Annotated in this window: 12 protein-coding genes; 2 read left to right on the top strand and 10 right to left on the bottom strand. The window is 46.0% G+C overall.

The annotated features are described in order from the left end of the window. Window positions 1-3: 3 nt before the first annotated feature. On the top strand, window positions 4-1,179 hold the full coding sequence (locus tag VNM22_03410) for a mandelate racemase/muconate lactonizing enzyme family protein (GenBank protein HWP46187.1): 1,176 nt from the start codon (window positions 4-6) through the stop codon (window positions 1,177-1,179). Window positions 1,180-1,545: 366 nt separating this feature from the next. On the opposite strand, the gene VNM22_03415 is transcribed toward VNM22_03410, so the two are convergent. The 7 genes from VNM22_03415 to VNM22_03445 all read right to left on the bottom strand — a co-directional run bounded on the left by VNM22_03415 (window position 1,546) and on the right by VNM22_03445 (window position 8,738). Further along, on the bottom strand, window positions 1,546-2,310 hold the full coding sequence (locus VNM22_03415; GenBank protein HWP46188.1) for an aldolase/citrate lyase family protein: 765 nt from the start codon (window positions 2,308-2,310) through the stop codon (window positions 1,546-1,548). 285 nt (window positions 2,311-2,595) lie between these two features. Next, on the bottom strand, window positions 2,596-3,300 hold the full coding sequence (gene nth / locus VNM22_03420) for an endonuclease III (GenBank protein ID HWP46189.1): 705 nt from the start codon (window positions 3,298-3,300) through the stop codon (window positions 2,596-2,598). A 772-nt stretch (window positions 3,301-4,072) separates the two neighbouring features. Then, window positions 4,073-5,089 (bottom strand): 2Fe-2S iron-sulfur cluster-binding protein, encoded by a 1,017-nt coding sequence (locus VNM22_03425; GenBank protein ID HWP46190.1) that lies wholly within the window; start codon window positions 5,087-5,089, stop codon window positions 4,073-4,075. 254 nt (window positions 5,090-5,343) lie between these two features. Beyond that, on the bottom strand, window positions 5,344-6,492 hold the full coding sequence (locus VNM22_03430) for an aldose epimerase family protein (protein HWP46191.1): 1,149 nt from the start codon (window positions 6,490-6,492) through the stop codon (window positions 5,344-5,346). A gap of 278 nt (window positions 6,493-6,770) precedes the next feature. Then, a complete protein-coding gene (ybaK, locus tag VNM22_03435) occupies window positions 6,771-7,235 on the bottom strand; it encodes a Cys-tRNA(Pro) deacylase (protein HWP46192.1) in 465 nt (154 codons plus the stop codon). A gap of 112 nt (window positions 7,236-7,347) precedes the next feature. Beyond that, window positions 7,348-7,842: a gluconokinase gene (locus VNM22_03440; GenBank protein HWP46193.1), complete on the bottom strand. Its 495-nt coding sequence runs from the start codon at window positions 7,840-7,842 to the stop codon at window positions 7,348-7,350. A gap of 92 nt (window positions 7,843-7,934) precedes the next feature. Next, the gene (locus VNM22_03445; GenBank protein ID HWP46194.1) at window positions 7,935-8,738 is read right to left on the bottom strand and encodes a DUF2470 domain-containing protein; all 804 of its coding nucleotides are present in this window, start codon (window positions 8,736-8,738) and stop codon (window positions 7,935-7,937) included. 711 nt (window positions 8,739-9,449) lie between these two features. Here VNM22_03445 and VNM22_03450 point away from each other — a divergent pair. Further along, window positions 9,450-10,088 carry a histidine phosphatase family protein gene (locus VNM22_03450; GenBank protein ID HWP46195.1) on the top strand — a complete coding sequence of 213 codons (639 nt, stop codon included), beginning with the start codon at window positions 9,450-9,452 and terminating at the stop codon, window positions 10,086-10,088. 77 nt (window positions 10,089-10,165) lie between these two features. On the opposite strand, the gene VNM22_03455 is transcribed toward VNM22_03450, so the two are convergent. The 3 genes from VNM22_03455 to VNM22_03465 are packed head-to-tail and all read right to left on the bottom strand — an operon-like array spanning window position 10,166 to window position 13,234. Beyond that, complete coding sequence (locus tag VNM22_03455) at window positions 10,166-11,986, bottom strand: chloride channel protein (protein HWP46196.1); 1,821 nt, start codon at window positions 11,984-11,986, stop codon at window positions 10,166-10,168. Between the two features lie 30 nt (window positions 11,987-12,016). Beyond that, window positions 12,017-12,463 carry a hypothetical protein gene (locus VNM22_03460; protein HWP46197.1) on the bottom strand — a complete coding sequence of 149 codons (447 nt, stop codon included), beginning with the start codon at window positions 12,461-12,463 and terminating at the stop codon, window positions 12,017-12,019. 18 nt (window positions 12,464-12,481) lie between these two features. Beyond that, window positions 12,482-13,234 (bottom strand): nucleotidyltransferase family protein, encoded by a 753-nt coding sequence (locus tag VNM22_03465; GenBank protein HWP46198.1) that lies wholly within the window; start codon window positions 13,232-13,234, stop codon window positions 12,482-12,484. Between the last annotated feature and the right edge of the window lie 149 nt (window positions 13,235-13,383).

Here is a 13,383-nt window from a genome sequence, read left to right on the forward strand (position 1 = left end):
ATCATGAAAATAGAAACTATTGATTTTTTTTATTTATCGATGCCGGAAATCCTGGATATAGGGGATGGAAGTCAGGATGCCTTGTTGGTGCGTATACGTGCAGGTAACTACGAGGGTTGGGGAGAGTGTGAGGCCTCTCCTTTGGTATCCATTGCAAGTTTAGTTTGTCCCATGTCCCATAGTGCCTGCAAACCGGTTCAGGATTCCGTACTGGGTCAAAACATAGAAAGTGTGGAAGATATTGCCCGAATTGGGAACCTGGTTCGGGCCAATAGCCTGGATCTTTTACAGGCGGATCATACCCTTTCCGGGATTGATATTGCCCTGTGGGACCTTTTGGGAAAAAAACTGGAACTTCCCATTTATAACCTGCTGGGATATTCCAGAGCTTATCCCAAAATCCCTTATGCTTCGCAACTTTTCGGAGATACTCCTCAGGAGACTTTTCAGAAGGCACAACAGGTACGACGTCAAGGATACCGAGCAACCAAGTTCGGATGGGGGCCTTTCGGCAAGGGAACTGTCCAGATGGATGAGGATCAGGTTCATGCGGCACGAGAAGGTTTGGGCAAAGATGGAATTTTAATGATCGATGCGGGAACAGTTTGGGTCGATGATGTGGAGGCTGCAAGCCTCCGCTTGCGGGTATTACAAGATTGTCAGGTGCTCTGGCTGGAGGAACCTTTTATTTCCGGGGCTCTAAAATCCTACAAGAAACTGTCGACTTTATCTGGAAGTGTTAAACTGGCCGGTGGTGAAGGTTGCCATAACTATTACATGGCCCAGCAGATGATCGATTATGCGGGAATCGGTTTTATACAAATTGATACAGGTCGGGCAGGAGGTATTACGACTTCAAAGCAAATTGCAGATTATGCCCATGCAAAGGGGGTTACCTATGTCAATCACACCTTTACCACCCACCTGGCCCTCAGTGCCTCTTTGCAACCCTACGCCGGATTAAAAGACCATAACCTCTGCGAGTACCCGGTCGAGCCCAAATCCCTGGCAGTTGAACTTACCCCTACGAAAATACTCCCAGATTCCAATGGGCAAATTCATCTACCCGATGCGCCCGGGTTAGGTATCACGCCCGATCCTGAGACGATCCGAAAATATCTGGTGGATGTGGAGATTAAGGCAAAGGGAAGGATACTTTATCGGACCCCTACCCTTTAAAAATATCCAGGGGCTTAGAACCGGCTCTTCTACCAAGTCGGTATTGGGTATAAAGGATAGAAACTACCCCTCCTTTTCCCTTTTAGAGGCCGGTTCTTTCTCACATAACTTCCTAATCCTATAGCCACCAGGATAAGAATGAGACCTCTGAGGGGTTCCCTTCCTGGCCTTCCGCCGCTCTGTAAGGGAAGGAACTTTGAAGCGAAGTTTCCTTCCTTCTATCTCCCCCGCGTGCGGGGGGAATGGAGGAGCGGCCTGTGAAACAGGTCGCCCCGCCGGGGCTAACCCCTTTATCCTGGCGCGTAGATTTAACCTTTGTAAGACAGGACATGGGAATCAAGAGTTAAAGGATAAATAAGATAAACCTTATCGCATCCTCCGACCCAGTTTTTCAAAGGTGTCCTGGATACCTCTTTGGAAAAAGTCGAGGTCACTTCCCAAGGTGATAATTTGGAACCCTTGGGCGATACGTTGTTTGCATTCTTCCACGGGGGCACTGGCAAAGCCTCCGGGTACACCTACTTTCTTTCCTCTTTCAACAATATTTTCAATTGCCTTTTCTACTTCGGGATGGTGAATATCTCCCAAATGCCCTAAAGAAGCAGCCAGGTCGTTAGGACCGATCAGGTAAGCGTCTATGCCCGGTGTGGTGAGAATTTCCTCAAGATTATCCACAGCCTCCCGGGTTTCGATTTGAGCGATAATCAATATTTCCTCATTAGCCGTTTTGGTATATTCTAAGCGATCTCCTCCAGATGTAGTAACCCATCTGGGTCCGAATCCCCGAAGACCCTGGGGAGGATATTTTGACGCCCGAACGGCAGCTTCTGCCTGTGCCCGGTTGTTTATCCAGGGTATGATCAATCCATAGGCACCTACATCCAAAGCTTTCTTGATCAAAACCTGATCATTCCAGGCCACCCGGACAATGGGGGTACATCGTCCACCTCGAGCCACCTGAAGCATGGGTTGAAGTAATTCTGCGTTAAGGGGTGAATGCTCTGTATCAAACCATAACCAATCAAAGTTCATCCGGGACATAATCTCTACAATATCCAGATTACAGGTTCCAATTACCGCTCCGATAACTACCTCGCCCCGACGTAACTTTTCTTTTGTGGTATTTTTCATAAATTAGAAGTCAGGAGTCAGAAATCAGAAGTTGCTGGGATCTCTGGCCTTTGATTCCTGATGCCCGATCCATTCTGCGCTTGATAAGGTTGTGCCGGGTAGATTCCCCAGGAGAATAAAGATAATTGCAAGGATAAAAATATTCTGGGTTTTCACGTTAATCTGCCGATTCAGTCTGAAAATATTGCATAACCTCCCTGGAAGTATTCTTGAATCACCCGCAAACAGGTCAACTGCCTGCAATTTCCCCTATCATTGATCAGGGATTTCAACGGGGAAATGGCATTACTTCCGATGCTCTTGATACCAGTTACAGAGATCGGTTAATGGGCATCGCTGGCAACGTGGAGTACCCCAGATGCATATTTTCTGCCCATGTTGGAGCATATTTACGTGGAAATTAAAGAGCACATGGGGATTCGGTGGTAACAGGGCCGATAAAAAGGTATGGGCAGCCGTTGGATTAACCTTTGGGCCGATGAGGCCTAACCGCTGACTGACCCGATGAACATGGGTATCAACCGGTAAAGTTGGTTTGCCGAAACAGAAAAGCAACACCAGAGAAGCCGTCTTGATTCCTACCCCGGGTAGGGACATCAACCAGCGAAGTCCTTCTTCTGGAGGTACATCCCGAAGAAAATCGATGGAAGGTTCGCCCCGTTCTGCAATGATACGTCGCAGGGCTTCTTTGATGTTAGATGCCTTGGCTTCAGCAAAGTTCGCAGGGGCAATGATACGACTTAGCTCCTCTACAGGGGCATCCCGGATTGCCTCCCAGGATCCGAAATGCTCCCACATCCGTTGGAAGGCGATGGCTTCATTCTGCTGGGTTGTCCGATGTGAGAGCATCGTTGAGATCAGTTCGTGCATGGGTTCACGCCGGGGTACCAGGGGATGTTCTCCATAGGTTTGCAGGAGTCGTTGGTAGACCTCCCAGATCTTTGCCCGTAACTGCTGGTCCGGTGCTGAATTTACCGAAGATTGCGACATAAATAGTTATTTCATCAACCTTCCCCTTCCTCCACTTTCCAGCCGAACTTTTCTTTCTTATATCTAAAATCTAAGATAAAATAACTTCTGGAGACAAGGAGAATTTCCGATTTGAAACCCAGCTTGTCCTCCTGGACGATCCAGTCACAGGGTGCTTTATTTAGCCGGGTTGTTTAAAGACGGTTTATTTTATTTACTCTACTTTATCCTATACTTTTGCAGTTTTTAACTTGAATCCGTTAAATTGTATTTGGATCCATTTAGTAGGTGAAGAAGAAACACCCCCCATTCCCCCTCAAGGGGTAAGGCTGTTAAGTTCTCTGAGAAGTACAGAGGAGTCTCTTTGGATGAGCACGAATCCAGGGTGCTTCTCTGGGACTCACTTTATCAAAAATATCAAAGACTATCCGAAATACTTGAGAACTTAACAGCCCTGCCCTCCAGGGGGGACTGATATAGGGTCGCTCCCAATGAAGTCCTCCCTGGAGGGGGAGACAGGGGGTGTTCAGACATAAAAAAGTGATACCTACTAAACAATCATAACCCGTTGGGTCGCCACGAAGGAAGTATGAAAACCGTAAGATGATTTTCGTAAGAAATTGTTACAGTTACCGTTAAATTTTAAATCCAATAACTTAGGTAAGCCCCTCCGGGACCAGCTTAATAAAAAGAACATCGATTCGCTACAAACAGATCGCCCCTGTGGGGCTTTTGTAATTTAATAAAATCCATAACTTACAAAAAGTGCCAAAGTATAAAGTCACTTAATCCCTTAAAGTGTTACGGTTTTTTGGGATCCATTACGGTTCATTTTCCAGGCACGGAGGAATTTCCCAAAAACTCCATTCCAGGGTGGAATAACAATAGAGACTGCGCCAAAGGCCTGAGCCATACAGGCCAGGCGTATCAACGGCTTTGGCTCATTCGTATCAATGTAGCCAAACTCTTTTATCTTCCGTCCCTCAAGAGGACTCACCTCAGAGAGTTTTTCAGCACCACCTAAAATACCTACCCAACAGGTCCCACAGGCCGCCGAACGACATTGAACAGGGATAGGTCCTTCCTCCTTCATACAACGAGGATCGCGCCAGGTATGATCCCGTTTATCATACATCGCCGCTGTGGTGAGTTCCTGAGTATGAATCAGTTTAAACTTTGCAGTCTCATCATTTTCATCGAAGGTTACCGTCCATTCCTTTTTAATCCCCCTGAGAAAGCCAAATAATCCCTGCCAGTCATCTCGAGCACGGGCTTTTAATATCTGCTCCGGAGACTTCTTGAAGAACTTGGGATTTAGATAAATAACCCCCGGTGCTGCTTTAAAGGTATTCAAACCGACCTGTTGTAAGGTCATCAAAGCCACGGCAGTAATACCGATAAGCAGGGAGTCTTCTACGTTCATTTTCCTTGCAACACTACCAGCAAGCTCGCCTATCAAAGCCTTAAGGTCCAGGTCCGTAGAAGGTTTTACAGAGGAAGCATACTCTGCTACTGCGTTTTTGACTTCAGGCCAAAAACGGTGACCGTACAAAAACCGATGCGAAGAATCAATCTGATCTTTCAATTGATATTTTCCTTGCAACAGTAAATCCCTGGCCAGTTGAACCGGATCCTCCGCCTGTTGAAGAGCGCGGGCGAGATCCAGTGGAAAGAATTTGAACCAGATCTGCGTAGCCGTTTTGTCTACATCATGGATAGACGGTAGAAGAGCCGTAATAACTCTAGACCATGTTTCGCTGTCTTGCCGATTTAAGAGAGTTTCAAAGGGAGTTTCACGATTTGTATTCATAACTACTTCGATTTTAAAACAAGCAAAAGGCAAAGGATAAGAATAATCTCCGAAGGATTCTGAGGAGCCGGAAAACTATTTTTTTATCCTTCAACCGAGACGGTTGATCTACCATACATCCTGCCTTTTGATGTTCCTGCATTGATAAAGAGTTTAATCATCCTTCGCAGATAATCTTTTGTCCCTTGCCTTATGCCTTAACCCGACCTTAAGAAAGGTAGATGAACCTGCACATTGGTTAAAATAAAGGGAAACTATTTCGTCGAGAATTGATAAACCGTGGTCGTTCTATAGGTTTGACCAGGTTTGAGAACTGTCGAAGGAAATTGAGGCTTATTGGGAGAATCTGGAAAATGCTGGGTTTCCAGGCAGAACCCATAGCGTTGGTAGTAGACTTTACCTCCCTTACCTGTAATGGTACCGTCTAAGAAATTTCCGGTATAAAACTGCATACCCGGCTCTGTGGTAAAAACCTCCATAACCCGTCCGGTTTTAGGTTCATATACCCTGGCAACTCGTGTCAGCGCACCTTCTACAATGTTCAGCACCCAGTTATGGTCATAACCTTTGCCAAAGATGAGTTGTTCATCTTCTTGATTAATCCTGGCTCCAATAGCCGTAGATTGCGTAAAATCCATGGGTGTGCCCTTAACACTTCGCAATTCCCCCGTCGGTATTAAAGTTTTGTCTACAGGAGTAAACTTATCGGCATTGATCATGAGCTCGTGACCTAAGATATCTCCTTCCCCTGCACCGGCCAGATTAAAATACGAGTGGTGGGTTAGATTAACCACCGTATCCTTGTCGGTTGTTGCCAGGTAATTGATTTTCAGCTCGTTGTTATTGGTCAGAACGTAAGTAACGGTTACCGACAAATTACCCGGGTATCCCTCCTCGCCATCTTTGCTCAGATAACTGAGTTCCACACCCACTCCATTACCGGCTTTAACCTCTTTTGCATTCCATACAACCTTATCAAACCCCTTAATCCCTCCATGCAGATGGTTCTCGCCGTTGTTTTGAGCCAGTTTATACTCGACTCCATTTAATACGAATCGGCCTTTAGCAATCCGATTGGCGTAACGTCCGATGATGCAACCAAAATAAGGATTATTCTTGAGATATCCATCTAAATTATCATATCCCAGTACCACATCCCCCATCTTCCCATTCCTATCTGGAACTATCAGAGAAGTCACCGTACCGCCATAATTCGTGATTTTTACCACCATACCGTTGTCATTTGTTAAGGTGTAGAGATCCACAGGTGTTCCATCGGGTGTTTTCCCAAAGGGTTGTTTTTCGATACCCATTTTAGCTTCAGTACTCAAACTGAAGCTAACCACAGATAGAACAATGATCCCTACCATCCAGGCAATTTTAAATTTACCCAAATGACCCATACTGACCTCCTTTTCTTAGGAATCAGGAGTCAGAGTTCGGGATTCAGGATGAAGATCGTATCCACTCTACAGTTTGTCCTGATATGTGTAAGGTATGATAGTTTCTTCACTCTATGCCAGTTTCTGACTTCTGACCCGTTACCAAAATACTCTCTATGCAGGTTCATCCTGCGAAATATTACCTTATTATCATAACCTCTATTTTTTTGTCCAGTCCAAAATGATCCTTGGACAGGAAGGGCGTCACCACCGTATGTGTCAGATTCGATTCAGGTTAATTATCGAGCGATCGCAGCAGGGGTTGCTTGACAAAGGCGAATGAGATCGGTGGGTTGGAGTTGAATTTCTAACCCTCGCTTTCCCGCACTAACGTAGATAGTTTCGAATTGTAGCATGCTTTCATCCACTACGGTCGGTAAACGCTTGCGCTGTCCAAGGGGGCTGATCCCCCCCGCCACATAACCGGTTGCACGTTCTGCATCGGTAATCTCTGCCATGGCTGCCTTCTTCGCTCCCAAGACCGAAGCCAGAGCCTTTAGATCTAAATTCTTGTTAACAGGTACCAGAGCCACCACGAGTTGCCCTTCGACCCTGGTAACGAGGGTTTTATAAACCTGAGAGGGATCAACACCGAGTGCACGCGCAGCTTCCAGTCCATAAGAATCGGTAGACGGATCGTGTTTATATTCATGGACGGTAAACGCAATACCTGCTTTTTTTGCTGCAATAATGGCCGGAGTCACCGCGTTTTTTAAGTAGATGGAAGGCGAAAATGAGATTACAACTTGACTCTAAGTAAGAGTAAAAATCTTTCACATACTCCATCAATGGAAAAATAAAATGAACCGGGAAGGTTCAATGTTTATCTAATCCCAGACCCTGCTTGATCAACTGCACGATGGTTTCCGGTTTCTGATTCACATCGATTGTCAGGACTCCTTTTGGCTCCTCCAGTGTATTAAACTGACTGGTCAGGAGATCTGCTTTCATGTAATGTCCTTTGCGTTCCTGGAGGCGCCTGAGGATGAGATCATAAGTTCCCTTCAGATAGACAAAAAGGGCTCCCGGATTATCCTTCAGGAGATGATCCCGGTAAGCCTGTTTAAGAGCGGAACAGGCAAGGATAGCAGGTTGACCTTCCTGGAGGCATTTGTGGATCAACTGCTGAAGTGTATCCAACCAGGGTTTCCGGTCCTCGTCATTTAAGGGAATCCCCCGGCTCATTTTATCAATATTGGTTTGGGGATGAAAATCATCCCCATCGTAAAATGGCCAGCCAAGGTCTTTGGCGAGAAATTGCCCGATTAATGTCTTACCGGAGCCTGAAACTCCCATTAAAATGATGACCATGTCTATCTGCCCTCTTCCCTCTTCCGTTTATCATGTTAGGGGTTACTTACCAACAGAAAATGGTCCATGGAAATGAGAAATCCTATCTGTTTTTATCTACGGATCGTTTCACGTGCCTGCCGAACCATTTCCACCAAAACCGTTCGAGCTTCCTGGGGGGTTCTTACTTCACGAAGAAACGGGATACGGGTTCCATATACACGCTCTCCGGTCTTTAGCCGTACTTGAAACCCTAAACGGTCAACCGAAGTCATAACAGCCTCTTCTGCCTCAACATTCCCAAAAACTTTTGCGAGGAGAATTAATGAATCGGCATGGTCTGTATTCATGTGCTGGAGGATTCCAGTTGCTATATCTGCCAGCGGGTCAGGTTCTACGCGATAATATTCCTCGGCGGTGATCCATCCCATCATGCCGAAACCGCCCACAAAATAGACATCCACGATATCCATCCGGTAAAATGCGAAGTCATCGAAATCCACCCAGTACCTGGCGTTTTCATATCCTGCCAGGTAGCGCTCCCGTACCCCTGCTAACTCTTCCTCCGGAACTCTGGAAACCCTTCCCATCAGTGTAACCCGGGCCATACCGAGAGGGTCCCCCTCCCCATCGGGTTGAGTTATCAACAGGCTGGCCCGGGGGTCCTGGAGAAGGTTCTGGGTATGGACGGCCATTGTACTGATGAGAAAAATAGGCCGACCCTGCTCATCCCCGGCATAGGGCATTACAGAGCCAAAGGGCCAGCCGGGTCGTTTTCGGGAGAGGGTAGATAAACTTCCTACACGCCCCCGGTGCACTAAAGTACGCGCTCGTTCGGCATAAGAAGGCTCAGGGATTGAAGAGGTAGGGGCTACCGGGCCCTCACTATCGTGCCGTCTGAAAGATGGACCGGACATAGATATTCCTCCTTTTTAGGATTTTTATGATGTGTTTAACTATAAATTATCTGCAAGGGAATCTCAATAAAAAATTAAACGAAAGGAGTTTAAATGAAAATAAAAGTACCTGTAACAACTTAGGAAGTGTAACTTTTTGAACACCCCTCTAACCCCCTACGCGCCAGGTTAAGCTGAAAACCCTGTCAGGGGCGAACCGTGGGTAGCCCCGACGCAAGTCGGGGGATTCCGTCATTCAGAATTTTCTTCAAGCTCCCTAGCCGCGGCCTGTTAAACAGGTAGCTCCGCTAGGGTTAACCTTCTTATCCCGACGCCTATAGGGAACACCCCCTAGTCCCCCCTCGAGGGGGGAATGGGGAGTGTTCAGGCCGAAAATAAGGCTTTTCCCCTTCTCAGCTTGATGTATATGGGGCTAGGAGGGGTTGGGGTTAATAAAATAATTCCTTCTGGAGTTATTCCGGTGTCTATGAGGTGAGAGAGGATTTCTTCTGCCTGCTAAATGGATACAGATACAAAATAAAGATTGTACTGGACTTTTAAAGATTTTTTTTCTATTCTGAAAAAAGAAAAAGGGTCTCTCCTTCTCCTGCAGCGGGGGAAAGGGGTTTAAAGTGAGGGTGAACCGTTACGGAGAGACTGTCTTTCAACGCGTGTTAAGACTTCTGTGGTTTTGAAAACCGCAAAAGTCCGCGAACAGAAATGAGGTTAAAGATGTTAAAACGATTTTTCCTGTTGGGTTTAGCCCTTTATATTATCTTCCTTCCCGTTTCAAATACAGGGCATGCCCAGACCGAAACAGCCTTATCCGGGCTACAACTCGTAAAGGCTTTAAAACAGGGTGGGTATGTAATTTTCTTCCGACATGCTGCCACCGACTGGACCCAGAGAGATACCTATCTGGGGAATTTAGAGAATTGCGAGACCCAACGCAATCTTTCTGAAAAGGGTCGGGAAGATGCAAAGGCCATCGGTCAGGCTTTCCGGGCCCTTGGAATCCCCATAGGTCAAGTCTTGGCAAGTCCTTACTGTCGGGCCCGGGAGACGGCTAAACTGGCCTTTGGGCGTGTCGAACCCACCTTCGACTTGGTTTCCCCCTCTTATGTTAAAAGTGAGACTGAAAAAGAACAACTCAAAGATAAATTGCGGAATTTGCTTTCTACAATAGTTCCTGAGGGGACCAATACGATTCTCGTAGCCCACGGATTTAGTATTCGGGGAGCAACCGAGCTTACCCTCGCCGAAGGGGAGGCTGCCATATTTAAACCACTGGGTAAGGAGGGTTTCAAACTGGTAGGTCGGATCCTACCGGAAGAATGGGCTAAATTCGTAAAGGCTACGACCGGGCCGTAAAGGCTTCTTATCCAGGTTGGAGGTATTACCTCTCTCCTTCTGATTTAAAGGCTTTAAAAAACTTTTCCAAATGGGTCTTATGTATGCTTTTCGGTAACTCCTGCTCCTATTGTAGCGGCTGTTTTATCTTCTTTAGACAAAGCTGCTGCTATGTCATGCAGGGTGATGATTCCCAGCAGTTTGGATGGATCTTTTCGGCTAACTACGGGAAGTTGAGAAATACCTTTTTGCCCCAGCTTGAATATAACCTCATCCAACGTTTGATCGGGGTAGGCGCTGATTAAATCCTTGTTTAGAATCTCATCCAATCGACGGTTACCTTGATTGGCTGCCAGTGCTCGCTTTAAGTCATTGAAGGTAAAAAGGCCGATTAATCGGCCTTGCCTATTCATAACGGGGTAAGCGTGATGGTGTTCAGGAAGTAATTGTACATACCGGAAAGCCTCTGCAACGGACAGTTCGCCGTTTACAGTGGTTACTTCTCTCGTCATCGCCGCACGAACAGGTATCCGTTTCAAAACGTGTCTCTCCAGGTGGGGGAGATGAATTCCGTCTTGTAAAAGTAAGGCATCGTATATAGGGGTTGGGCTGAGTTTGGTGGCTACCGCATAACTGACGATATTGGCTACCATAAGGGGAAGAATAATGGCGTAATTATTAGTCATTTCAAATACCATGATAATAGAAGTAACTGGCGCACCAACTATACCGGCAAATACTGCTCCCATACCCACCAGGGCAAAGGCTCCTGGTTGGGTTAAGGAATTATGTAGAATGAATCGGGTTAAGATTCCGATTCCACCGCCGATCATTCCTCCTATGTAAAGAGAAGGACCGAAGATCCCTCCTGAAGAACCTGAGCTATAAGATACCACCGTTCCTATCAATTTACAAATTCCAAGAATGATAAACATTGGGAGAGGCAGGTCCGTTTGTAAGGCAATGGAAAGCTGTCCATAACCGACTCCAAAGATGCTTGAAGAACCGGTAAGAAGAAGAGCCATAGTCCCTATTATCCCCAGGATAAGACCCCCTAAACCTGGAGTAGCCCAGGGGGGTATAATCTGCTGATTTTGAAAAAACATCCGCAAACGGAGGAGTCCTTCCTTAAAAAGGACTGCTGTAAGTCCTGCTATAATTCCCAATAAAGCGTAGAAAACGAGTTCAACGGCAGAATTTAATTTATAAGGTGGAACGGTAAACAGAGGATGTTCGCCCAGCATGGCCCGTTCAATTACGGCTGCAATAACGGCAGCTATCACAATGGACCCCAGGGGCTTTGCGGCGGTATCTCCCAATATCTCTTCAAGGGTGAAGGTAAGAGCGGCTATGGGCGTATTGAAAGCAGCCGCCAGACCTGCTGCAGCACCTATCGGTAAAAGGCTCTGAAGTCTGCGCCGGGAGATGGCGAATATTCTTCCTAGCAGGGAAGCCAGGGCTGCACATATTTGAACAGTAGGTCCTTCACGTCCTAAACTTGCACCGGTACCGATATTGAAAGCGGCTAAAATCATTTTACCCGGAATGACCCGCGCGGGAATCCGTCCACCGTTCAGGTAAAAAGCCTTCTTAACCTGGGGTATACCACTTCCCCTGGCTTCAGGCGCAAAAGAAAGCCCTATACCTGAAATAAGACCGCCTACAGCAGGAATGAAGATCAGAAGGGGCATATGCCACCAATCCGACAGGGATGCTACAGAATAGATGATATTTTCTTGAAAAAAGTCTAATAGTAAATGAAACACAACCGCGGCAAGTCCGCATAGACCACCGATAAGTAAGGTGAGAATAAATATTTTTTGGCTTTCACGAAGCGGAATTCTATTGAATATCCTCCGTGCTCGAATCTGGAGGCGATACCATTTGAGACTTCCTTTCATGGGGCTGCTTTTATTCATGATACTTTTTCGAGGGTAGGTCCTTTCGGGTTATTTTTTTAAGGAATCTCTTATTGTCATCAGCCGGGAACAGAATTCCCTTGGGGTTAAGACGGTTTTATGGGGGTCATTCTTCCCGATACTGTGGGTCAAAACTGCATTACCGGTTGCTAAAAGGGCTTTCCGGAATCCCTCGTTTTGGGCCAAAGCCTGGTAAGCTCTATCCAGTAAGTCCTGATATTCCTGGCTATGCCGACCGATTTCTTTTCCTTGCCACCAAAGCTTCTGAGTTTGATGCCAGTTTTTGTTCTTACCTTTAAGTTTTGCAGCCTTTCCTACCAGCTTGCAAACTTCCTTCTGCATTTCCGGATTTTTAAACTTCAGGGATTGTAAAAATCCTTCCATACTGTGGCACTGGATTCCATCTATCACAAATTTATGGGGCGCAAAATTAGAAAGCGCCGAAGCCGGCCAATCGACTCCTGAGCGGATATCCATATCATTTCCTCCTGGAAATTACATTTTCTTATCGGACTCCAGTTTCCGTCTTAAAGACTCCAGCCTTTCAACACTTCCCATATCCATCCAAAAACTGTCATCCGTTCGATAACCTATAATAAGCGCTCCTTCCCGTATGGCTTTCATATAAGTATCTATAATGGAAAAACGACCCGATTGACCTCGCATATAATCGAAGATCTTGGGGGATAAAACGTGGATGCCTGTAAAGGAAAGTCTCTCAAACTCTATGCCAGGTGCCAGAAGTACTTCCTGACCGGTTTTTTGATTTTCCCTCCCCACCAGCCGTTGATTTGTATCAAAACGAAGATAGCGAGAAGTTTTATGCTTGTTTACGGCCAATGTAGCAACCGCCCCGTGGCTCCTATGAAAGTCAAGCATGGCCTTTAAATCGATATCCGAGTAAACGTCGCTATTATGGACAAAGAAAGGTTCTTCACCTTGTACCATAGAGTCCGATTTAAAAAACCAACTCGCTTTTTTAAGACCTCCTCCGGTCTCCAACAACTCTTCCTCATAAGAAAACTCAACCTGTAAACCAAAACTATTCTTCTGTTTTACAAAGGAGTGAATTTGCCGGGCAAAGTGATGAACGTTGATCATCACAGCATCCACATCGACCATCTTGAGTCGATCTATGACATGCTCCAGCATGGTTTTTCCATTTACTTCTACGAGGCATTTAGGTAGGATATCGGTGAGTGGTTTCAAGCGCAAACCCAAACCCGCTGCAAAGATCATGGCTTTCATGGAAAGTTCCTTTTCTCTCTTTTCTTAATTCCGTTCCTTGAATCTTTCTTCTCTTGCAGAATCAAAATAATTTACCAATATTTAAATCTAATAACCGGGGAAGTCAAGTAGGTTAAACGTCTCGTTTGATGATTGGTTTTAAACCATTT

The sequence above is a fragment of the Candidatus Limnocylindrales bacterium genome, assembly GCA_035559535.1.
Lineage (GTDB): Bacteria > Moduliflexota > Moduliflexia > Moduliflexales > JAUQPW01 > JAUQPW01.

Coding starts and splice junctions, on each gene's coding strand:
- VNM22_03410 (HWP46187.1), top strand. CDS start 4: ATGAAAATAGAAACTATTGATTTTTTTTATTTATCGATGCCGGAAATC.
- VNM22_03415 (HWP46188.1), bottom strand. CDS start 2,310: ATGAAAAATACCACAAAAGAAAAGTTACGTCGGGGCGAGGTAGTTATC.
- nth (HWP46189.1), bottom strand. CDS start 3,300: ATGTCGCAATCTTCGGTAAATTCAGCACCGGACCAGCAGTTACGGGCA.
- VNM22_03425 (HWP46190.1), bottom strand. CDS start 5,089: ATGAATACAAATCGTGAAACTCCCTTTGAAACTCTCTTAAATCGGCAA.
- VNM22_03430 (HWP46191.1), bottom strand. CDS start 6,492: ATGGGTCATTTGGGTAAATTTAAAATTGCCTGGATGGTAGGGATCATT.
- VNM22_03440 (HWP46193.1), bottom strand. CDS start 7,842: ATGGTCATCATTTTAATGGGAGTTTCAGGCTCCGGTAAGACATTAATC.
- VNM22_03445 (HWP46194.1), bottom strand. CDS start 8,738: ATGTCCGGTCCATCTTTCAGACGGCACGATAGTGAGGGCCCGGTAGCC.
- VNM22_03450 (HWP46195.1), top strand. CDS start 9,450: ATGTTAAAACGATTTTTCCTGTTGGGTTTAGCCCTTTATATTATCTTC.
- VNM22_03455 (HWP46196.1), bottom strand. CDS start 11,986: ATGAATAAAAGCAGCCCCATGAAAGGAAGTCTCAAATGGTATCGCCTC.
- VNM22_03460 (HWP46197.1), bottom strand. CDS start 12,463: ATGGATATCCGCTCAGGAGTCGATTGGCCGGCTTCGGCGCTTTCTAAT.
- VNM22_03465 (HWP46198.1), bottom strand. CDS start 13,234: ATGAAAGCCATGATCTTTGCAGCGGGTTTGGGTTTGCGCTTGAAACCA.